This window comes from Henriciella barbarensis (assembly GCF_003576345.1).
Classification (GTDB): domain Bacteria; phylum Pseudomonadota; class Alphaproteobacteria; order Caulobacterales; family Hyphomonadaceae; genus Henriciella; species Henriciella barbarensis.
The window spans coordinates 41094-63062 of the sequence record NZ_QWGB01000014.1 but is presented as its reverse complement, the minus strand read 5'-3'; the positions used below and the strand labels follow the sequence as shown (position 1 = coordinate 63062).

17 protein-coding genes are annotated in these 21969 nt (G+C 59.0%); 8 read left to right on the top strand and 9 right to left on the bottom strand.

Annotated features, from left to right (window positions below; genetic code table 11):
* Positions 1–187 precede the first annotated feature (187 nt).
* Complete coding sequence (locus D1224_RS14705; RefSeq protein ID WP_182482323.1) at positions 188–2086, top strand: putative bifunctional diguanylate cyclase/phosphodiesterase; 1899 nt, start codon at positions 188–190, stop codon at positions 2084–2086.
* Between the two features lies 1 nt (position 2087).
* Here D1224_RS14705 and D1224_RS14700 read toward each other — a convergent pair whose 3' ends face one another.
* Entirely contained in the window at positions 2088–3290 is a 1203-nt protein-coding gene (locus D1224_RS14700; protein WP_119380692.1) for a serine hydrolase domain-containing protein, read from the bottom strand.
* A gap of 84 nt (positions 3291–3374) precedes the next feature.
* Positions 3375–3980 (bottom strand): YqaA family protein, encoded by a 606-nt coding sequence (locus tag D1224_RS14695; protein WP_119380691.1) that lies wholly within the window; start codon positions 3978–3980, stop codon positions 3375–3377.
* A 138-nt stretch (positions 3981–4118) separates the two neighbouring features.
* Between D1224_RS14695 and D1224_RS14690 the strand changes: the two genes are divergently transcribed.
* Positions 4119–5429, top strand: coding sequence for an MFS transporter (locus D1224_RS14690; RefSeq protein WP_119380690.1), 1311 nt, complete (start codon positions 4119–4121; stop codon positions 5427–5429).
* Here D1224_RS14690 and D1224_RS14685 read toward each other — a convergent pair.
* The gene (locus D1224_RS14685; RefSeq protein WP_119380689.1) at positions 5426–6667 is read right to left on the bottom strand and encodes an AI-2E family transporter; all 1242 of its coding nucleotides are present in this window, start codon (positions 6665–6667) and stop codon (positions 5426–5428) included. The two genes, D1224_RS14690 and D1224_RS14685, sit on opposite strands and share 4 nt — an antisense overlap.
* A 249-nt stretch (positions 6668–6916) precedes the next feature.
* Here D1224_RS14685 and D1224_RS14680 point away from each other — a divergent pair, with 249 nt between their 5' ends.
* Positions 6917–7660: a hypothetical protein gene (locus D1224_RS14680; protein WP_119380688.1), complete on the top strand. Its 744-nt coding sequence runs from the start codon at positions 6917–6919 to the stop codon at positions 7658–7660.
* Between the two features lie 126 nt (positions 7661–7786).
* Here D1224_RS14680 and D1224_RS14675 read toward each other — a convergent pair whose 3' ends face one another.
* Positions 7787–8887, bottom strand: coding sequence for a Zn-dependent alcohol dehydrogenase (locus D1224_RS14675; RefSeq protein ID WP_119380687.1), 1101 nt, complete (start codon positions 8885–8887; stop codon positions 7787–7789).
* Between the two features lie 165 nt (positions 8888–9052).
* Between D1224_RS14675 and D1224_RS14670 the strand changes: the two genes are divergently transcribed.
* A complete protein-coding gene (locus tag D1224_RS14670; RefSeq protein ID WP_119380686.1) occupies positions 9053–11404 on the top strand; it encodes a pentapeptide repeat-containing protein in 2352 nt (783 codons plus the stop codon).
* A gap of 12 nt (positions 11405–11416) precedes the next feature.
* Here the strand turns inward: D1224_RS14670 and D1224_RS14665 are convergent, their stop codons facing one another.
* From D1224_RS14665 to argF, 3 genes are all read right to left on the bottom strand, one after another.
* On the bottom strand, positions 11417–12040 hold the full coding sequence (locus tag D1224_RS14665; RefSeq protein ID WP_182482322.1) for an SIMPL domain-containing protein: 624 nt from the start codon (positions 12038–12040) through the stop codon (positions 11417–11419).
* A gap of 90 nt (positions 12041–12130) precedes the next feature.
* A complete protein-coding gene (locus tag D1224_RS14660; protein ID WP_119380684.1) occupies positions 12131–13387 on the bottom strand; it encodes a M24 family metallopeptidase in 1257 nt (418 codons plus the stop codon).
* 51 nt (positions 13388–13438) lie between these two features.
* Complete coding sequence (argF, locus tag D1224_RS14655) at positions 13439–14365, bottom strand: ornithine carbamoyltransferase (RefSeq protein WP_119380984.1); 927 nt, start codon at positions 14363–14365, stop codon at positions 13439–13441.
* 196 nt (positions 14366–14561) lie between these two features.
* Between argF and D1224_RS14650 the strand changes: the two genes are divergently transcribed.
* Genes D1224_RS14650 through D1224_RS14635 form a run of 4 tightly spaced genes read left to right on the top strand, consistent with a single transcriptional unit; the run spans position 14562 to position 20364 of the window.
* The gene (locus tag D1224_RS14650) at positions 14562–15161 is read left to right on the top strand and encodes a biliverdin-producing heme oxygenase (RefSeq protein WP_182482321.1); all 600 of its coding nucleotides are present in this window, start codon (positions 14562–14564) and stop codon (positions 15159–15161) included.
* Positions 15158–17734 (top strand): HWE histidine kinase domain-containing protein, encoded by a 2577-nt coding sequence (locus D1224_RS14645; RefSeq protein ID WP_119380682.1) that lies wholly within the window; start codon positions 15158–15160, stop codon positions 17732–17734. The genes D1224_RS14650 and D1224_RS14645 overlap by 4 nt, the downstream gene beginning before the upstream one ends.
* 51 nt (positions 17735–17785) lie before the next feature.
* Positions 17786–18808: a zinc transporter ZntB gene (locus D1224_RS14640; protein ID WP_119380681.1), complete on the top strand. Its 1023-nt coding sequence runs from the start codon at positions 17786–17788 to the stop codon at positions 18806–18808.
* Positions 18799–20364, top strand: coding sequence for a mechanosensitive ion channel family protein (locus D1224_RS14635; protein ID WP_233350569.1), 1566 nt, complete (start codon positions 18799–18801; stop codon positions 20362–20364). The genes D1224_RS14640 and D1224_RS14635 overlap by 10 nt, the downstream gene beginning before the upstream one ends.
* On the opposite strand, the gene D1224_RS14630 is transcribed toward D1224_RS14635, so the two are convergent.
* Positions 20361–21530, bottom strand: a complete 1170-nt coding sequence (locus D1224_RS14630) for a S41 family peptidase (protein WP_182482320.1) — start codon at positions 21528–21530, stop codon at positions 20361–20363. The two genes, D1224_RS14635 and D1224_RS14630, sit on opposite strands and share 4 nt — an antisense overlap.
* A gap of 146 nt (positions 21531–21676) precedes the next feature.
* Positions 21677–21871, bottom strand: a complete 195-nt coding sequence (locus D1224_RS14625; protein WP_119380679.1) for a LapA family protein — start codon at positions 21869–21871, stop codon at positions 21677–21679.
* Positions 21872–21969 lie beyond the last annotated feature (98 nt).

Genomic DNA, 21969 nt, shown 5'->3' with positions numbered 1-21969 from the left:
GAAACTGGCCGAATGCCTGCATCTTACCGAATTAGTTGAAATCGAACATAAGCCTGAAAGCGCAAATTAGGCTCAATTACCTAAGCAGGAGTCCCAGTAGATCAAAGAGGACGTCGCTGTGCTTTTGAACCTGCGTTCATTTCTAACACTTGATCCAGAAGACGTCGAAGTCAACCGCGCCCGGTATGTGGCTCTCAGCAAACAGATACCGCTGATGTATTCCATCCTTGGTATCAACCTGCTTGGCCTGTCGCTGACCCATATTGGCGCCGCGCCGAGTTTCATGACGATCTACCTGCCTGCTGTGATGCTCAGCTTCATGGTGCTGCGAACCATCAAATACCTGCGCAATCGAGACAAGTCGCTGACGGACGCCCAGATTTTCGCCAGCCTCCGCAACACCAACCTTCTCGTCGTTCCGATCGGTGCGATTTTTGGCGTCTGGGGCATTTTCTTTCTGCCCTATGGTGACACTGGCCAGAATGCCCAGGCGATCTTCTTCAACGCTGTCTCCGTTTCCGCCTGCGCCTTCTGCCTCGTGCACCTTCGCCAGGCGTCGGTCCTCGTGCTGGCAACGGTCACGCCGCTGACATGTATCCTCCTCTTCTCTCAGGGCTCGTTCGCCTATTCGTCAGTGGCCTTCAACCTGCTCCTGGTCTCGATCGTGCTCGGCTATATGCTGATCAATCTTGAGCGCGACTTCGTTCAGATGGTTGAGCAGGAGATCGAGCATGGCCGCCAGAACACGAAGCTACAGACGCTCTCCGAAGAAAACTATCGCCTCGCCAATACCGACAGTCTCACCTCGCTGCCAAACCGCCGCCAGTTCCTCTATGAGATCGATGAACTTGTTGAGGCCTGCCAGGGCAAAGACTGCACCTTCGTCGTCGCGCTGCTCGACCTTGATGGCTTCAAGGCCGTCAACGATGTCTTCGGGCACCCCGCCGGCGACGCCGTGCTTATCGAAACCGCAAAACGGCTCAGCACGGTCTTTGCCGACTATAACGCGACAGTTGCCCGACTGGCTGGCGACGAATTCGGCCTGCTCATCCGCAGCAAATTGAGCGATGACGAAGTGACCGAGATTGCACGCCAGGCGTGCGAAGCGCTTCGGCACCCCTTCGATTTTGGAGACGGCTCGGCAAACCTGTCAGCTACGGTTGGCCTGGCGCGCTTCCCACACAGCGCCGAGACGCGTAGCCATCTCTTCGACCGGGCCGATTATGCGCTTTACTTCGCCAAACATCACAACAAGTCTGAACCGGTTTTCTTCTCCCAGGAACATGAGCGCCTCGTCTTCGAGAACAGCGCCATTGAGCAGGGGCTGCGCCATGCGGACCTGGAAAAGGAAATGTCGGTTGAGTTCCAGCCTGTCCTCGACCTGCACGCGGGTCACACTTCCGGGCTCGAAGCCCTCGCGCGCTGGTACTCGCCAACGCTCGGCAATGTGCGTCCGGATCGTTTTATCCAGATCGCCGAAAACACTGGCATCATTGGCCGGCTGAGCGAAGTCCTGTTCCGCAAGGCGGTCACCGAAGCCTGCCAGTGGCCGGGGAAGCTGACGCTCAGCTTCAACCTCTCCGCCGTCAGCCTCAACACGCCGGGGGCCGTCTCACGCCTTCTCTCAATCGCCCGGAGAGCCGGCTTTCCCTTGTCCCGGCTGGTTTTCGAGATCACGGAATCTGCGGTTCTCAAGGACTTCGAAACAGCGCTCGAGGTTCTGGAAGAAATCAAGACTGCGGGTGCCCGCATTGCCATCGACGATTTCGGCACCGGATTTTCCAGCCTCGCCTATGTCCATCGCCTGCCAATTGACGCGCTGAAAGTCGACCGCAGCTTCGTCAGGGACGTGGTCCATAATGAGAAGAGCGCGAACGTCCTGCGCTCAATCCTCGACCTGTGCGAAAACATGAGCCTTTCCTGCGTCGTTGAAGGCGTGGAAACCCAGGAACAATTCGACCTGATCAGCGACCTCGGCGCCGGCCAGATACAGGGTTTCTATTACTCTAAACCGCTATCTGGCGGCGACACTCACATGGTCCTGCAGATCGAGTTTCACGATCAGCTCATGTCGCTCGCCAGCTGATCTATCTAACCCAGGCACCGGGCGCATTCGACCGATAGCCCAAGGCACGATACGCCGCGTCAATCAGGGACTGACCGCGATCGTTCATCAGAAGGCCGAGGCCCATCTGTGACATCGTATAGCTGAAGGCGAGGCCGCATTCCGGGTCGGCAAAACCGATATGACCGCCCGCGCCGACATGACCGAATGCTTCCTTGCCGATAATCGCAGACTGTGCCTGCGCCCCCGGCAGGGCGCGATTGTCCATCGACTTCATGAAGCCGGACGCAAAGCGTGTCGGTACCAAAAGCGTCGCGTCCCGCTGCGTCGCCGTCGACACCATCGACATCGCCGAGAGACGATCCTTCGACACAAGCGAGCCGTCATTCACCGCCAGCGGTGTGTACATCGCAACCTGTCCGCGCGCATTGGAGATACCGCCCGCGCCGCCGATTTCTGCCTTGTGCGCATCCTTGTCATTGGCGCCCCAACCGCCATTGTTCATGAAGGACAGCGCCTGGATCGATGTCGGGTCCCCCATCAGTAACCCAGCGAAATCGGATACGGGATCTCCCTTTTGCGGAATGTAAGGCAGAATGTCTGCCATGTGTGGATCGACGCCATCAGGCAGGCCGATCCAGAACTTGGCGCCGGTCGGCCCGGCCACCTCATCGGCAAAAAACTGCCCCAGAGACTTGCCGGACACGCGGCGCACCAGCTCGCCAACTGTCCAGCCAAAGTTGACCATGTGATAGCCGTTCCGTGTGCCCGGTTCCCACCAGGCTGGCTCGTCTTCCATGCGCTTGATCATATAGTCCCAGTCGAGGAACCCCTTCTCCTTCACGGGCTCACGCAGTGCTGGGATGGCGCTCTCATGGTTCAGCATCATCTGAACGGTAGTCTTTTCCTTCCCGGCCTTTGCAAACTCCGGCCAGTACTTGGATACGGGCGCCTGCAACTCCAGTTCGCCACGGTCGATCAGGATGTGCGCGCAGATCGCCGTCGCCGCCTTGGTGCAGGAGAAAACAATGGAGACGGTATCTTCGCGCCAGGCGTCGCCCGTCTTCACATCGGCAACACCGCCCCAGAGGTCGACCAGTGTCTCGCCGCCAACGCTAAGGCACACCGACGCGCCTTGCTCACCGCGTTCAGCAAAATTGCGCTCAAACTCTTCGCGGACTTCAGCGAACTTCGGATCGCAATGTCCGTGGACCTGATCTGACATGATGCTTTCTTCTCCCTCGTCTTTTGACGCGGATAAGAGCCGAGCGTTCTTGCGATATCAAGCCAAGAGATTTCTGACCCAGCGTCAGCTGAAGAAGAGGAGATAGGTTGCAAAGCCGACAAAGAGCAAAAGACCGCCGATGAAGATTTCGACATCATACTTCTTCAGAAGCTTCTCGGCGCTCTGGCCGACAATCATCACAAGGATTGCTATGACCAGAAACCGGATTGAGCGTGATGTCGCGACCGCAACGACAAAAAGGAGCACGGAAAAGCCAGCTGCCCCCGCTGCCGCCACACCTAGCTGAAACGGGAACGGCGTCACGCCGATCATGAACAGCGTGGTGAAGCCATCATCTCTTAGCTTCTGCAGCGTGGCATCATAGGTTTCCTGCGCTCCAAACATGGAAATCATGGGCTGCAACAGGTCATCCGCCAGCACCGCGCCCAGCCAGTAGATCACGAGGCCGCCGATCACATTGCCAAGCAGTAGCGCCAGCGCGACCAGCCAGGCCTGTTTTCGCCTCATCACCATCATTGGAATAAAGACGGGCTCCATCGGGACGACGACAAAGCTGCCTTCCAGAAAGCCCACCAGCACGGCGATGGGATAAAAGAGCGGCCCCTTGGCCCAGGACACAATTCTGGCTCGTACTGATTGGTCGGGCTGCTCTGTCAGGGTCTCCGTCATGCATCGCAAACGATAGGGCGACCGCGATGTTCCCTCATTCGCCGGTAAACCCGCACCCCGCCGATGCCCCCTTATTGACGCGCGATGACCTTGCCCTAATTGCGCTGAAGCCCGGGGCGGCAGGAGGGATCTGAAGGGATGTCCGACACGACACTCGACAAGGCATACCGAATGCTGACGTCAGAAGATGAGGGACGGGTCTGTAAGGACATCCCCGAAAGCGCCTGCAACGACCAACCACGCAACTTTGTCACCCATATTGCGTCACTCGGCGCTACGAAGACAGCCGACGGCCTGATCGACCCGAAACTCGTCCTGTCATGGCTGCTGACCCAGCTTGGCGCGCCTGCCGTCTTTATCGGCCTGCTTGTGCCAGTTCGCGAGTCCGGCGCGCTCCTGCCCCAGCTTCTCACCGCGGCCAGCTTGCGGCGGCTTTCAAAACGCAAATGGGCGTGGAGTGTCGGCAGTGCCGTGCAGGGGCTGAGCGCCGCGTCCATCGCGCTCGCTGCCATATTTCTCAAAGGGTCCGCAGCAGGTCTCGCCATCGTTTGCGCGCTAGGGGTCCTCGCACTCGCGCGGAGTGTCTGTTCGGTGACCTATAAGGACGTGCTGGGAAAGACCGTTTCCAAGGCAAGGCGCGGCACGGCGACGGGCACGGCAAGCTCGCTGGCGGCCGTCTTCGTCATCATCTTCGGCGCCCTCCTCGCTACGGGCGCCGTGCCGCGAATGCCGGTCGTTCTTGCTGGGCTGTTGGTGGCCGCCGGACTCTGGCTTCTCGCCGCCATACTTTTCTCTACGCTGCAGGAAGAAGCAGGCGCGACCGAGGGCGGCGCGAATCCTCTGAACGCAGCCCTTGAAAACTTTGGGCTGCTGGCAAAGGACGCGCAGCTACGCCGCTTCATCGCTGCGCGAGGCCTTCTCATATCCACCGCGCTTGCGCCGCCCTTCATGGTGGCGCTCGGCTCTGAAGGCGACACCGAAAACGCATTCGGCGGGCTCGGCCTGCTCGTCATCGCGTCAGCGGGTGCCTCGCTCCTGAGCTCCTATGTCTGGGGACGCCTTGCAGACCGCTCCAGCCGGAAGGTTCTGATCTTCTCTGCAGTCGCAGCGACGATCGCCCTGGTCGCAACGCTCAGCCTGAACGCGGCTGGACTTCTGAGTGCTATTTGGGGCCTGCCCGCGGTCATCTTTGCCCTGATGCTTGCGTATCAAGGCGTACGTCTCGGCCGCTCCACCCATCTCGTTGATATGGCGACACAGGACACGCGCGCAGCCTACACAGCGCTGTCAAATACGATCATCGGCCTGTTACTTGCCGCTGGCGGCGCATTCAGCCTGATCGCAGAGTATGCTGGCGTCCCCGTCGTCATCGGCGTGCTGGCCGCGATGAGCGCACTTTCCGTTCTGGCCAGTCTCGGTCTCAAGGAAGTGCAGGAAAGCGAAGACTAGGTAATGGCAGGGGCCAGCCGGTCATCCTCATCATCATCCGGCACATCGTCGCCAGACTGCTCTTCATTATCGGCCAGCTCATCCTGTGGAATGGCGTCCGGCGCGTCGCAGACATCCGCGCCCTCATCGTCCAGTGCCTCACTTACGATAGCATTGTCTTCCGGGTCGCACTCGGTACGGCCCTGCAGGAAGGTATCAAGCCAGGACAGCTCTGGCGTGCGCTCGGTGAAGGCTTTCAGCGCGATGAGCATCGGCGTGGACAGGAACATGCCGACGAAAGACCAGAGCCAGGCCCAGAAGGCGAGCGACAGGAAAACGGCCACCGCGTTCAGCTTGAGGCGGCGTCCGACGGCGACTGGTGTGATGAACTGACCTTCAGCCGTATTGATCAACCAGTAAACAAAGGGCGGCGCGAGCGTCATGAACAGGCTGTCAAAGGTCACCAGCGCCATGACGAACGCAAAGCCGATCCCGGCGAGCGAGCCGACATAGGGAATGAAGTTCAGCGCGAAAGCGATCACGCCGAAGAAAACGGGGTCGGGCATTCCCAGCGCCCACATTGCCAGGGCAACGACGACGCCAAGGATCAGGTTGATCGCAAAAATGGTCAGGAAATAGGTGGAGAGCTGGTTTTCCACCTCGCGGGCGATACCCACGGATGTGCGCTTGCGCGATGCGGTCGGCATGACGCGCACAAGCTTCTCGTAGAACATGTCGCCTGACCCGATCAGGAAAGTGGCAAGAACAATAGCCAGCGCGGCTTGCCCTAACACGTAAGGCGTCGTCTCTGCCCAGAGGCTGAATATCCCTTCCTCTCGCACGACAACGCGTTCCGGGCCTTCATTGTTCGCCTGCATCTCTTCGATCTGCTTGCCAGCCTCACGGACAGGCTCAAGCACGCCTGAAATCTCCTGCAGGCGCTCCTGTATCCGGTTCATGATCTGGGGCTCATCGCTCAGGATCGTCGCGAGTGAGTTGGAAATGACATAAAGCGTTATGAAAGCAGCAAGACAGAAGACCGTCATGATGATGGCGCCCGCCAATGCGGGGCCAATTCCGGCCCTGCCCAGCCAACGGCGGACAGGGCTGAAAATCAGCGCGAGGAAGACAGCAAAGACAACGGGAATAAAGAACGACTGAGCGAAAGAAAGCGCGCCGACCGACATCAGAACAAACAGTCCAATAATCGCCCAGTGTGTGGCCGGTTCGACCTTGCCTGACAGAATACCGCTTTTCAAATCGCCCTACCCGAATTGCCCTTCTCCAGGCAGAGGCGCCAGGAGCTCAGGTCGATAACGGGCTAATGCGGGGAGCGTTCCCGGCGCTAGCTGAGCGCGCTCGCCAGATCACTGCGTAAAGACATGGACCACGGATGTTTTTGCACCGTACCTTTCTCGCACCCTTCCTGCCATGCCTCGGACTACCCAAGCTGACACAGAAGTGTCATGCTGAAATTCTCCACACGTCTTCTCTGTATGGATCCTCAAATGAGTGTCGCCCTGAACGCCAATATCCGATCACTGCTTGCTTTGGCATCGCTCCTGATCTGCGCGCAGCAGGTTGCTGAAGCGCAGAACACCTCCTCTGTATCAGGCCCAACCGTGTCAGCCGGCGAAAGGGAAGCCGAATATCGCCTTGGTTGGGTGCCGGGCACTGACGGCCGCGACGATGATTTTCGCCATCGGTTTGATCTTGGACTCTCACTCAGTGAGCGAACTGCCATCAAGATCTTCGCCAATTTCGATGACAATCCCGGCGGCGATTTCAGCTTCGGCAATCTCAATGCCGAATACCTGATCGAGCTTTCGCCCGAGGATGCGCCCTTCTGGCAAACAGGCATTCGTTTTGATGGCAGGCTCTCCGATGGCCCCAATCCTGACAGGCTGGGTCTGAACTGGCTGAACCAGTGGAAGTTTCCGGCACGCCTTCGTGCCCGCGCCCAGTTTATCGCAACGCGTGAAATCGGAAGCAATGCCGGCGAAACGATCGACTTTGAACTCCGCTCGAGCCTCATCTGGAAAGCCAGCGATCAATACAGCCTGTCACTGCTGAGCTTCACCGACCTTGGCAACACAGATGACTTCGGCGCCAATGGTCGAGGGCATCAGCTTGGGCCTGCGGTCGATGGCAGTTTCGGGAATGGCGTGGGCTGGACGCTTGGCGCGCTTTTCGGTGTGACCGACCGTGCTCCTGATCACGATATTCGCTTCTGGATCACCAAAAGCTTCTGATGCCCGCCGCTCTGGCGCACAGTCGCCATCTCCACAGCGCGTGAGTTTCTCTCTATCTCGCGCCGGATGAGCGCAAACAAGGCGTTGGACCCGCCATCGTCTCAGCCGGCGAAAGTCAGAAATCAGCTAGTCGAACGTCACGACCTGGCGGGCAACCGTGCCCTTATTGTCCTTGAGGTTCTGTAGCGCCCCGGTGATCCCATCGAGGCCAATCCGGTCAGACACGAGATCATCAAGATGGAGCCTGCCCTGCTTATAGAGCTCGATCAGGCGCGGGAAATCGACCCGGAACCGGTTCGAGCCCATGACAGCGCCCTGCAGCCGCTTCTCGGTCACCAGAAGCTCGATGCCCGGCACCTCGATATTCACGCCGGGCGGGATCATGCCGATAATCGTCGAGACGCCGCGCGGTCGCAGCATCAGATAGGACTGCTCGGCCGTCAGCTTCAGGCCAATACACTCGAACGAGTAATGCACGCCGCCGCCGGTCAGCTCTTTGACCTGCTCGACCGGATCGCCATTCTTGGGATTGACGAAATCTGTCGCGCCGAACTTTTTCGCCATCTCCAGCTTTTCGTCAGAAAGGTCGACCGCGATGATCCGCGAAGCGCCAGCAATCGCCGCGCCATTGATCGCCGACAGACCAACCCCGCCGCAGCCGACAACCGCCACAGTCGAGCCTGGCTCGACTTTCGCCGCGTGAAACACCGACCCGACACCGGTAATGACACCGCAGCCGATCAAGGCCGCCTGCGCCATCGGCATTTCCGGATCGATGGCGCACAGCGTGTTCTCATGCACCAGGATCTGTTCAGCAAAGGAGGAAAGGTTCAGGAACTGGTTGAGCGTTTCCTTGCCTGCATAAAGCCGCGGCGCATCATCAGGCGCGCGGTTGAACAGCGGCCGGTTCACCGTGTGGCAGACCGACATATGCCCAGTCAGGCAGAACTCGCACGTTCCGCAAAATGGTGAGAGGATCGAGACCACATGATCGCCCGGCTTCACCGCCGACACCATGCTGCCCACCTGCTCGACGACGCCCGCGCTCTCATGACCAAGGATCGTCGGCAGCTCATGCGGGAAAGCCCCATCCCAGAAGTGCACGTCGGAATGGCAGACACCAACCGCCTTCAGGCGCACCAGCACCTCACGGGGCCCCGGCTTGGAAATCGAGACCTCTTCAATCGACAGCGGCTTGTTCGGCTCGCGCAGTACGGCAGCTTTCATGGGGTTTCCTCCTGTTTGCGGGCTGCTTTGGCGCAGCCTCTTCAAGCTGGAGAGTGGCCCAGACGTCTTGGACTGCAAAGGGGCACCGCAAGGGAAAGCACCTTTCAACCTGCACGCAAGCTGGGCTAAGGTGCGGATGGCGGGTTCGGCAGCGGGGAACACATCATGGCAGGCGGCGTAGACGGTATCAGCCAGGAATGGTGGGACCGCTGGTGGAAAGAAGACTGGTCCTGGGAGGGGCTGGCGAAGAAGCCTTGGGAGGGTTGGGTCGTGCCGAAACCGGGCGCGGAGCCGGTGCCGGATGAGGAATATGATCGGCGCACGGGGCACCCCGATGCAATAACGCGTTTCGGACCCGAAGCGCGGAAAGCCACCCTGCAGGACTACTGGCGCGATCAAGCTGATCATCTTATCAATTGGTCGGATGCAGAAGGCCATACATACCTGTTCACACGGCTTCATCTGCCTCTTCACTGGCCCGATGGATCGCGGACACCAAAGCTCGACTGGTCTTCAGACGCATTAAATCATTTGATCGAAACGCGCCTCAATCAAGTCAATGAGCGCGCTTTCGAAGAAACTCATCGATCTGAAGTTGATTGGCGAGCTCAATTTCAAGGCGTTATCTTCGCTGACTTTTCGATTGATCGTTTTACGCCACGCCTTCTTCCGGAGGCAGAGGAAGGCAAACAGCTAGCAGTTAGTTTTAGGAGCTGTTGCTTTACCGGGTATACTAGGTTTGCCTTTTCAACCTTTGCTAGGGACGTCGAGTTTCGAGACGCCGCTTTTGCCAACGATACCGGGTTCTACGAGACTTCGTTTAACGGAGGAGCTATTTTTGAGCAGGCCTCATTTAGCAAAGACGCGCTGTTCAAGATGTCTACCTTTCATCAGATTACTTCTTTTCATCAAACGACTTTCAACGGTTATACGTCCTTCGAGGAGGCGCTCTTTTCCGGCTCCGTTAGCTTCGATGGAGTCTCATTCCGTGGAAAAAGCTTATTTGGGCAGACACGGTTTGCGAGCGGAGCTAATTTTGCGAACGCCGTCTTTACGCGTGGCTCAGACTTTAGGGATGCCAATTTCGCCGGAGATGCTCGTTTCACAGGCGCTATTTTTCTAGAAAATGTTAGCTTCATTGATGCCAAGTTCGACGGCGACGCTCGGTTCAATGGTTCTAACTTCGCGGGGCAAGCCAATTTCAGCTGCGCCACCTTTGCCGGTTCCTCTCGGTTTCACAATGTCTTTTTTGCCGGCTATGCGCTCTTCCCTGGTGCCGTATTCGCCGGTACTGCTTGGTTCGATGAAACTGCCTTTGCTGCCTCGGCAATTTTCAGCAAAGCCTCCTTTGCGATCTTCGCCAGCTTCGACAAAACCGTATTCGCCGATAGAGCCGTGTTCACCGGTAAAGGGGCAAGCGTTGCAACGGATAGCATCGCTGGTACGCTGACATCGGATTCTGACTTTGGCAGACTCAATCTCGATATCCCTCAGCATGCGACTTGGGTCGCACAGCGGTCCTTTCCGGATGCTAGTTTCGCATGCACCCTGTTTCTAGGAGACGCTAATTTCGCCAATCGCGATTTTCATTCGCAAACGTCTTTCGAAAACAGCGTATTTCTGCGTCCTGCCGCTTTCCACGACAGCAAGCTGCATCGCGGAATCACATTCCGAAACACGTGGTTTCAAGATGGGCTCACGCGCGACAAGATGGTGAAGGTTGTGCCTACGAAATATAAGAGGACATGGAATGAAGGGCTGAACCGCCTGTTCAATGCCGAGAACAGTGCGAGGCGAGCAAAAGGCGAAAACGAAATTGAGTATGGAACCTGGCTGGAGGTCTTCAACGAAAAGCGACAAGCAGACGAGGACGAGTTCTGCAAGCTGAAATCTGAGGGCGACGTCGGAAAGTCCGAACGCGCGAAATACTTCGGCAAACTGGAAGACTGCTACCGCACACTGAAACACCTCATGGAAGATCGCCGGGATCGCCATGAGGAAGGCCGGTTCCACAAGTTGGAACTGCGCGCCCGCCGCAAGCGGCGCCGCCCCGCCATCAACATCTCAGAGCAATGGTTGTCCCATCTTTATGGGTGGAGCGCCGATTATGGCAATTCGGTCCTCTTGCCCATTGGCTGGTTGCTCGTGGGTAGCTTTGTACTGGCGGGTGTCTACACGCTGATGGGTACCACGGGACCTGCCCATTTCGGACACGACCTCTTCGCGCCCTATAGCGCGGTCGACTGGGGCGAAACGCTGTCTTATTCCTTCAGCAGGGTCTTTCCGTTCGGCGGCTGGGGTGATCCCGATCAATGCTCCATGATCGGCCAGATGCTGGCAGCCGATGGCGTCGGGCTGGAGGCTCCCTGCGGCCAGGTCGAGGGCCGGGTGGACCGCGATTTTGTGGGCGGCACACCCCTCGCCCTCAAAGCACTCACCACGTTTCAGTCGATCTCAGCGATTATCCTGATCTTCCTCGCGGGCCTAGCAGCCCGTCGGAAATTCCAGATCAACTGACGCCGCTACCACCTACTGGCGGATCTCGTAGACGAGGCAGGCTTCGGCGCTGACGCCCATCCGGTCCGGCGTGTTCGGCAGCTGCGCGCGCTCTCGCGCATCGACAATTGCGGCCCGATAGGCGGCCTGAAGGATGTCGGTATCGCGCTGAAGGCTATTGCTGAAATAGCTGGAGGTTTCCGGCCCGACAGCTAGCGCCGCCGCGCGCGTCCGGCTCGCCTTGGAGAGGTCTTTCACCCCGACGGAATAAAGAACGCTCGCCTCATAGCCGCGGATATTGTCGGCCGAATAATCGGTGACCAGATTGCCCTCATCATCTTCGACCTGATTGTAGATGGCCGAAACGCTGACGCGGCTCTCAATCGTCAAGTCATCGCCCGCAACGCCCAGCATTGCGTCATAGGCGCGCTTGGCCCGCGCCGTTGCAAGCCGAGTTGCTTCGGCTGAGGTGCGGGCCGTATTCTTGAAGCCGACAGAGAAATTGGATCGGTTGGGATCGACCTGAAGCTCTGCGCGCCCGATGGCCTCGATGACCGGGCTCTCGATCCAGTATGGCTGGCTGAAATTCGCCGCCTCCTGACCGAAAGCTGGCGCGGCGAGCGCGAAGATTGCGAGTGCAGGAATAGTCTGACGCATTGGATGTCCCCCTCTGAACGCCAACAGGGTTTGCATAAAGCAAAGTGGCTCGCCAGAGGATTCTTCGCGGCGATTTAGCGATTTGTCGGCTCAGGCGAATGGGGCGTCGATCGACTTCGAGAACGGGCTGAACAGCTTTGGCCCGTCGTCCGTCATGTAGAGGCAATCCTCCAGACGCACGCCAAACTCTCCGAAAATATAGATGCCCGGCTCGTTGGAAAAGCACATGCCGGGGGCGAGCGGGGTGTCTTCGCCTTCGACGAAATTCACCGGCTCGTGCCCATCAAGGCCGATGCCGTGACCCAGCCTGTGAGAAAGGCCCGGCGTTCTGTAGCGAGGTCCGTACCCCTTCTGCTCATAAAAGGCCCGTACCGTCTCATCTACGAGGCCTGCCCGCACGCCGAGCTGCGCGGTTTCCAGCGCCAGCTCCTGCCCTTCCTTCACCGTGTTCCAGACTTCGCGCTGCTTCGCGGTCGGCTCACCGAACACCCAGGTGCGCGAAATATCGGACTCGTAGTCATGCACTCCGCAGCCGCAATCCATCAGGATGACAGTGCCCTCACGCACGGTCTGCGGACTGCGTGTACCGTGCGGATAGGCGCTCGCCTCGTTCAGCAGCACCATGGAAAACTCGACTGCACCGCCGAGCTGGCGCGTGGCCTCGCTCATCATGGCGGAGATGTCGCCCTGGCTCATACCGAGCTCAACGCGCGGATAGATGTACTTATAGGCAGCCAGCGTGATGTCGTTCGCGGTCTGCATCAGGGCGATCTCGGCAGAGGATTTGTACATGCGCACACCGCGCGTGACGCTCATGCCGGACACGAGGTCAAATGCAGGCGCGGCCTCAGCGATGCCGTTCGAGACAAAGTGCCGGACCGTTTCCTCAATCGCGACCTTGCCATCCTCATAACCCCAATCGCCAAGCGTCGCCGCAACCAGCGCGAACGGGTTCTCATTCTCGTGCCAGGTCCGCACCTCGACGTCGGCCTTCACCGTCTCGCGGACGGACGGCTCTTCGAAGTAAGGCGTGATGACGACCGGCATGCCTTCTTGCGGAATGACAACGCCGGTAAAGCGCTCCGAGCGCCACCATTGCAGCCCCGTGAAGTAGACCAGCCCCGACCCAGCCTCGATGACCAGCGCCTTGATGTCCTGCGCCTGCATGAGAGCTTGGACTTTGTCGATGCGGGCTTCGTGTTCTGCCTTACCGATCGGCTCTGCGCCGTCAGCCATGCTTTGGAGCGCATCGTCCGCCGGGGCCTGCGCGCGGGCTGCACCACTGCCCGCCGCCAGAATCAGTCCGGCCGCGCCGCCTCTCTTCAACAGATCGCGTTTCGTCAGCATGCCTCATCCTCCCGGCGTCGATTCACCGGGCAGCACTCTGACGGCGCGAACCTATTTGTCCAGACACCACCGCATGATCGCCTTTTGCGCGTGCAGGCGGTTTTCGGCCTCCTCGAAGACCAGCGAGTTCGGCCCGTCGATCACTTCGCTGTCGACCTCTTCGCCGCGATGCGCAGGCAGACAGTGCAGGAACTTCGCGCCCGGCTGGGCCAAATCCATAAGCTCCTCAGTGACGGCAAACGGCTCGAGCTCTTCGAGACGCTCATCGGCATCGGTGTCGCCCATGGAAACGAAGGTGTCGGCAATCACGACGTCAGCGCCAGCGACGGCATCTTCGGCATTGCTGTAAAGCTCCACCCGGCCCTGCATTTCTCGCGCGAGCTCGATATCATCGTCATCCGGCACATAGCGGTCCGGCGTACCAACAGCGAGGGTAAAGCCAAACTTCGGCGCGGCATGGATAAAGGATGAGCAGACATTATTGCCATCACCCACCCAGGCAAGACGCGCGCCCTTCAGGTCCAGCCCATTCTCCTCGAGTGTCAGCAGGTCCGCCATGATCTGACAGGGGTGCGAGCGGTTGGTCAGCCCGTTGATGACTGGCACACTGGCGGCATCCGCGAAGTCTTCGACATCGCCATGATCATTTGCGCGGATCATCACCATGTCGACATAGCGTGACAGGACGCGGGCCGTGTCGCCAATGCTCTCACCGCGGCCGAGCTGCATGTCGGCTGAGTTCACAACGATGGACGTGCCACCAAGTTGGCGAATGCCCACATCAAAGCTGGTGCGTGTACGGGTGGAGGACTTTTCGAAGATCATCGCCAGGATGTGGCCATCCAGCGGGGCACCTTCGTCGACACGGCCTTTCGGCCAGCCTTTACGGGCCGCCTTCATCGAATGCGCCAGATTAAGTATCTCGCGAAGCTCGCTGGCTTCAAGCTGCCAGATATCGAGGAAATGCCTGATCGCCATGGCCTGTCTGCCTTCCACTTTGCGCCTGATGCGCCTAAATTCGAAGCGCGCGCTGTAGAGCAAAACAGCACGGGATGCAAAAACTACCATTTTTCAGCTCGTCTTCTGGAACGAATTCGCACACCAGACGATTTCATACGTTTGGCGCCGCACACTTCTGGCTTGTGACGTAGTGATACATTGAATATGTGCCGGAATGCCGCGACGACTGGGACAGGGGGCCAGCGGACAGATGATGAGCTTGAGGCGACGCCTTCGAGAACAAACCCGCGATGCTCATATGTCCGTCGACGCCCTGTTCGGACAGCATGAAATCGCGACCCGCGAAGGCCTGTCCATCACCCTTCAGGCCCACGCGGTCGCCTTGCGCCGCAGCCTCGCCGCACTGCCCAGCTGCCAGACATTCAGTCATGAACGCACATTGCGTGTGATGCTCGCCGCGATTGAAGCTGACCTCGCGACCCTTGGAGTTGCTGCGCCAAGCGTCGATCAGGTAGAGGTGAATGACAATGACATTCACCCACTCGGGCTGATGTATGTAATTGCAGGTTCACGCCTTGGTGCCCGAATACTCCTCTCCGATATAAAGGCATCCAGCGATCCAGTTGTCGTCTTCGCGACCCGCTATTTTTCCTGCCCCGAGAGTGACGAGATGTGGAAGAACGTCAGCACGACGCTCAAGCTGTGGACAGGCAGCGAAGATGAAGAAAACAAGATAATCGCTTCGGCTCAAACGGCTTTCCTGTGGTTTGAGACAGCGCATCGTTCAGTTCAGAAAGCCCGTATTCCCGCATGACTAAGAATACCGTGTCGCCCGACACGAAGATTGACCTCACCAATTGCGATCGTGAGCCTATCCATATTCTGGGCCACGTGCAGCAATTCGGCTGCCTGATTGCCGTCAATTCTGACTGGCTGATCCAGCATGTCTCTCTGAACGTCGCCGACTTTCTGTCGAAAGACCCCGAGGCGCTCATCGGTGAGCCGCTGAAAGACATAATCGCCCCCGCTGCCCTGCAGGATATACGCAGCCGCGTGCAGCGCCTCGAAGGCGATGACGCCGTGGAGCGCCTGTTTGGCCTCAACCTGCTGACCGGGTCGGATGAGAAGTTCAACGCGGCGGTCCATATTTCAGGACAATCAGTCCTGATCGAGATCGAACCCCAGCGCGCCGAGATAACCTCGGACTACACCTCCTATGTGCGCCCGATGGTCGACCGCGTGCGCAAGGCGAAGACGGTGCGTGAGCTTTGCAAGATTGCGGCGCGCCAGATGAAGGCGCTGACCGGCTTTGACCGTGTGATGGTGTACCGCTTTGGCGCTGACCAGTCCGGCGAGGTCATCGCAGAAGCCGTCAGCCCGAATGTCGATTCCTTCCTCGGCCTTCATTACCCGGCCACCGACATCCCCCAGCAGGCTCGCGAGCTCTATCGCCGCAATTTGCTTCGCATCATCTCGAATGTGCGCGAAAGCGTCTCGCCAATCATTCCCGAGCGCAGTCCTGAAGGCCAGCCGCTCGACCTGTCCATGAGCGGCCTGCGGGCGGTTTCGCCGATCCATATCGAGTATCTGAAGAATATGGGCGTGGACGCGTCCCTGTCAGTGTCGATCCTGCACCGCGAAAACCTCTGGGGCCTCTTTGCGTGCCACCACTATGAGCCGCGCGTCCTCTCCTACGAAATCCGATCGGCTGCAGAGCTGTTCGCCCAGCTCTTCAGCTTCGTACTGGGCCAACTTCTTGCAGACGAAGCGAGTGAACACACACGCCGTGTGCAGGTGCTTCACGACAGGCTTATGGCCCAGCTTGCCGGTGGCCAGTCGGTGCGCGAGCACTTTCAGACGATTGCCGAAGCATTGAGTTCTGTCATTCCGAATGACGGCGTGGCGGCCTATGTCGATGGGGAGTTCGTCACGCTTGGCACCACGCCCACACGCGACGAAGTCATGGGTATTATCCGCTTCCTGAACACGACGGCTGGCGGGCGCGCCTATGCCACCGATGAGCTTGGCGCAGTTCATCCACCCGCGCAGGACTATGTCGCACGCGCCGCGGGCCTGCTCGCGGTGCCCGTATCACGCCGCCCGCGCGATTACGTCGTCCTCTTCCGGCAGGAGTTTACTCGCAAGGTGAACTGGGCCGGCAACCCGGAAAAGCCTGTAACGCTTGGTCCGAATGGCGCGCGCCTGACGCCGCGAAAGAGTTTTGAGACCTGGCAGCAGACCGTCACGGGCCAATCCATGCCCTGGCTGAAGTCTGAGATCGCGGCGGCCGAGCAGCTGCGCGTGACCCTGCTCGAAGTTGTCCTACGCATGTCTGATGAAGCCAATCAGGAACGCATGCGCGCGAACGAGCGCCAGGAACTCCTCATTGCAGAGCTCAATCACCGTGTCCGCAATATCCTGAACCTGATCCGCGGCCTCGTTGGCCAGAGTTCGCGTGAAGCAGGCTCTGTCGAAGAACTGAGCAACATTATTGGCAATCGCGTGCATGCACTCGCGCGTGCCCACGACCAGCTCACCGAAGACAATTGGGGGCCCGCTTCCCTGCAGGGGCTGATCCGCACGGAAACGGAAGCCTATCTTGGAAACAAGGCCTCTCGCGTTCGTGTCAAAGGTCCCGACGTCCTCCTCATGCCGAACGCCTTCAGCACAATGTCCCTCGTCCTGCACGAACTTACGACGAATTCGGCCAAGTATGGCGCACTGGCCGATTCCGAAGGCGAAATCATCATGGAAGTAAAGCCCGGCGCCGAGAACGAACTTGTTCTTGAGTGGCGCGAGCGCGGCGGGCCGGCGGTTCAGGCACCGACCCGTCAGGGCTTTGGCACGACAATCATCACCCGGTCGATTCCGCATGAGCTCGGTGGCACCGCCGATGTCCGCTACGCTTTCACGGGTCTCGAGGCTGACTTCGTCATTCCCGCAAAGCACGTTTCGGAATTTGTCGACGCAGCTTACGCTTCGACGATGAGCATGCCTCTGTCAGCCGCCCGGCAGGACCCGCAATCCGGGCTCGACGGGCCGGTCCTTCTGGTCGAGGACAATATGATCATTGCGCTCGACGCCGAAGACATTCTCATGGAAGCTGGCGCCGACAATGTTGCCGTCTGCTCGTCCGTGCGTGAAGCGCGTCAGGCCATGGCAACGACAGAGTTCCGGATTGCGCTTCTGGACGTCAATCTCGGGAATGAGACCAGCGAACCGGTGGCGCATGATCTTCAAGAAGCTGGCACGCCGTTCATATTTGCGACCGGCTATGGCGACTCCAGCGTGCTCTCGTCTAAGTTCCCAAACGTTCCAGTGCTCAAGAAACCATACAATCAGGCAGACCTGCTGCAGGCTATGAGCACAGCTCTTTCGAAAGACTGAGCTGGATTGCGCATTCTTGCCTTTGGGCGTGCCAGACGTACAGTCTGAACGATGACAACTGCACTCGTTCCAACAGATGCGCCGGTACTGCCCGACAAGCCCGCTGATGGGCCCATGCTTATCGGCTGCATTCTGGATGGCCGGGGCGGCGCAACAGAAATCGACTGGCAGACTGCCCGAAACTGGGCGCCATCAAGGTCTGGTGAGGTCCTCTGGCTTCACCTCGACCGGATGTATGAGGATCTCGACGACTGGCTGATTAAGTCCCTTAACCTGTGCGAAGCGACGGCCGAGCTTCTCCTCTCGAACGAAACTCGCCCACGCGCCTTCCGGGAAAGAGACAATCTCATCGCTGTTCTGCGCGGCATCAATTTCAATCCGGGCGCAGAACCTGAAGACATGATCGCCATGCAGATCTGGAGTGATGGCCAGCGGCTGATCACGCTGCGACGCAGGCGCCTTCAGACCCCGCGCGATGTCCATCAGGAATTGCTCGCTGGTCGCGGACCCTGCTCGGCTGGCGATCTTTTTACGACGCTTGCCGAACAGCTCGTCATCAAGATGAATTACTCCATCGTCGATATGAATGATCGTATCGATGAGATGGAGGAAGATGAAGACACCGATGTCGAGGAACTTCTCTCGGAGATCGCGACCATCCGGCGTAACTGCCTCGCGCTGAAACGCTATATGTCACCGCAACATGAGGCGATGCTGGCGATCCAGAAATCGCCGCCGCCCTGGCTATCGGAAGACAGTCTTACAGATATCAGGGAGAGCGGCGAACGCCTCAAACGGTATCTAGAAGACCTTGATGTTTCAAAGGAAAGCGCCATCGTGCTGCAGGATGATCTTAACAACCGCGCACAGGCCAAAATGAACCAGACGATGTACATGCTGTCCATCGTTGCGGCGATTTTCCTGCCGCTCGGCTTTCTGACCGGCCTCCTCGGCATCAATGTGGGCGGCATGCCCGGCGTCGATTCTACCAATGCCTTCTGGATCACCTGCAGTGCGCTGGTCATCCTTATGGGCTTTCAGTTCTTCATTTTCAGGAAACTCAAATGGCTCTGATGACGATTGCCTCGTTCCTCGCTCGACAGGCTATGCCGGGTGCACAGTCCGCGCAGGATGGTTCCGGCGATCAGGCCGGCGAAGAAAGCAACAGCTTCGTTGAAGCCAATATCGAATGGGAAGAGATAAGCGAAGGCGCCATGTCGACCTTCAAGTCTTTTCAGGACAGCTTCATCTCAATGGGCTCGCTCTGGCAGCTTCTGGCCGTGCTGGCAGCACTGGGGCTCGGCTATGTGGGCTCCCGCTATCCCGCCAGACGGCTTCGCGCCTGGGCCGACGAACGTGAAACCCGTGATGTCCTGACGCGTCTCGCCAACTCGGTCGCCAAGATTGTCTGGCCTGCCTTCACCGTCGTCGGCCTCTGGATCGCGACGGCCGTTTTTGAGTCTCTAGGCTTTCCCAACGAAGGGCTGCGCGTTGCGGCCAGCCTGATGAATGCCTGGATCGTGGTTCGCTTTGTTACGGCCAATATGCAGCCTGGCTTCTGGCAGACCGCCATTGCCGTCATCGCCTGGACTGTCGCCGCGCTCTATATCCTCCACCTCCTCGACCCCGTCGTGGATGCGCTGAACGCAGCTGCCTTCACCGTAGCCGGCGTCAAGGTGACCTTGCTGCGCGTCATAACGAGTATTTTCATTGCGGTTGTCGCGCTCTGGCTTGGACGCATCGCTGGCGATGCCGCGCAGTCTCAGCTGAAATCCAACAAGTCGCTCAACCCATCGATGGCCGGACTTCTCGGGCAGGTCCTGAAAGTGGGCTTCATGGCTGCGGCGATCATCGTCGCCATGTCGACGCTGGGCATCAATCTGACCGCACTGACCGTCTTTGGCGGTGCTCTCGGTGTTGGTATCGGTTTTGGCCTTCAGTCGATTTTTTCGAACTTCATCTCCGGCATCATCATCCTCTTCGAGCGCTCTGTTAAGGTTGGCGATTTTATTGAGCTGCAGTCCGGCGTGACGGGCCTCGTCAAGGAGATCAACATCCGCTCGACACTCGTCACGACGAATGACAATGTCGATATCCTCGTCCCCAATGAAGAGTTCATCAAGGCGCAGGTCATCAACTGGACCCTGCGCGATGCGCGCCGGCGTATGCGGATCGGTTTCGGTGTCGCTTATGGCACCGACAAGGAACTGGTAAAGACAGCAGCGCTCGAAGCTGCCGAAGCCGTGCCATGGACGTTCAGCGGCATCCCGGGCCGCGAGCCGCAGGTCTGGCTTGTCGGTTTTGGCGATTCCAGCCTCGATTTCGAGCTCGTCGTCTGGCTCACCGAAGAGGCGGTGAAGAAGCCGTCCCGCGTGAAAGCCGACTATAATTGGGAGCTGCACACAGCCCTCTACAAATACGAGATCGAGATCCCCTTCCCGCAGCGCGATATCAATTTCCGCAATGTCGGTGAGTTTGCCTTGCTCAAGGACGGCGCAAAGGTCTCCGACAGCGGGCCTAAACCTGCCCCGGCATCGGCGAGCCCTGCGTCTCCAACCAAGGAAGAACAGACGGGTGGCTCGTCTTCCCTGTCAGACAGCGACGATGGTGATGGGGATGCTGGCGACTAGCGGTTGAGCCAGTCCTTTGCGGCCTGCAGCGCGACGTCCGGACCTGCGCCATTGTCTGCAATCACAGCGTATGGCGGGTGCCAGACATGCCGCTCCATGCCCTTCATATGATAGAGGTTATAGCTCGGCAGGCGCACCGACCAGCCGCTGGCAGGTAGTTCAAAACCTTCAACTCCGCCTGCCAGTGCCGCCATCGGTGACCCGAAGACCCGTGCCCGGCGAAGCCCGTCAAAACCGATCGCCAGCCCCTCGCCCATACTGCCTGTCCAACGCCCGGCGAGCACGGCCACCCGGCCTTTGACACGCCAAGGCCCCCTCGACGCAACATGTCGGACGGCTTCGCCTTCCCAGCGGGGACCCGCCTTCTGATAGGGCTTTACGCCGCGAATGAAGCGGCCGAGCATGGGTTCGGCCACGCTAGTATTGCCGCCGCCCGGCGTATTTCGAAGGTCGATCACCCAGCCTGAAGCGCCTTCCAGCTTTTCAAGCGCCGCATCAAACGCGGCCACCGCAGCGTCATCGCCAAGCGAGTCATCGATCCTGATATAGCCAATATTGCCTTTAAGGCGCTGATAGGTGACCAGTTCGCCAGACGGCTCAGGCATCGGCTCATCGAGAAAGAGGTCCAGCTCCGTCCCGCCTCGTTCGACGGTCACACCGCGCATCTGGCCGCGATATCCAGCCGCCTGCGCATTCAGGGCCCAGACAAGCCGCGCTTCGCTGACGGCGTTTCGGCCATGTCTGATGCGGTCGCTGGCCGCGCTCAACACAGGCATGCCATTCATCGCGACCACGCGGTCACCCACCTTCAGACCCGCTTTGGCCGCGCCAGAGCTTGGCCGCACCGCGGTCACGACGGCATTTCCACCTGTAAAATCAATCCAGTAGTCGCTTCCGGACGGCACCAGCCGCGGTGAGGTCGGCGAGTTGACGTTGAGCGATACGTGGTTGTCCCAGAGCTGGTCGAGCATGTGTTCGAGCAGTTTGAGGTGACCCGCAGGGGTGGCGGCAGCTTCGGTTCGGGCCTCCTGTTTCGCGCTTTCGCACGTCGCGTCCCAGACATCCTCGCGCGGCGCGAAATAGACATAGTGCTCACGCACGAGCGCGCAGAGCGCGTCGACATCGCGTTCAGCGTCGCTTCTCTCTACCGTCGGAAAGTCTTGCACCTGTCCTGCAGAAGATTGAGCGTATCCATGGTGCACTGACGGTGCAGCCACGGTGCATAGGCAGGCCATCAGAGCGGCTCGAAAAATACCTGCGAAATTCCTCACCTGTCCGTTCTGGCGCAAACTGGCTGCACCCCTCTATCAGCTCAACTGCGTTTGAAGCGGATGCTCTTGCCCAGCACAAAACCTATCACGACGCAGAAGAAGATCAGAAGCACCCGGCGCGTCTCGAAACCAAAGCCCAGAAAGTTGACGCTAATGAGCTCCATGTTCTGAAGCGCGAAGATGATGATCAGCGCGACCAGAATAATGGCGAGCCAGTTTTTCGGGTTCTTCAGCATGTCACGTCCCTCCAGAATTCAGCTTCATCCGATACTGACGCTGGGGCGTCCTGCGTCAAGGGGACGCCGGAACGGGCCTTTGTCGCCGGAGTTGTTAG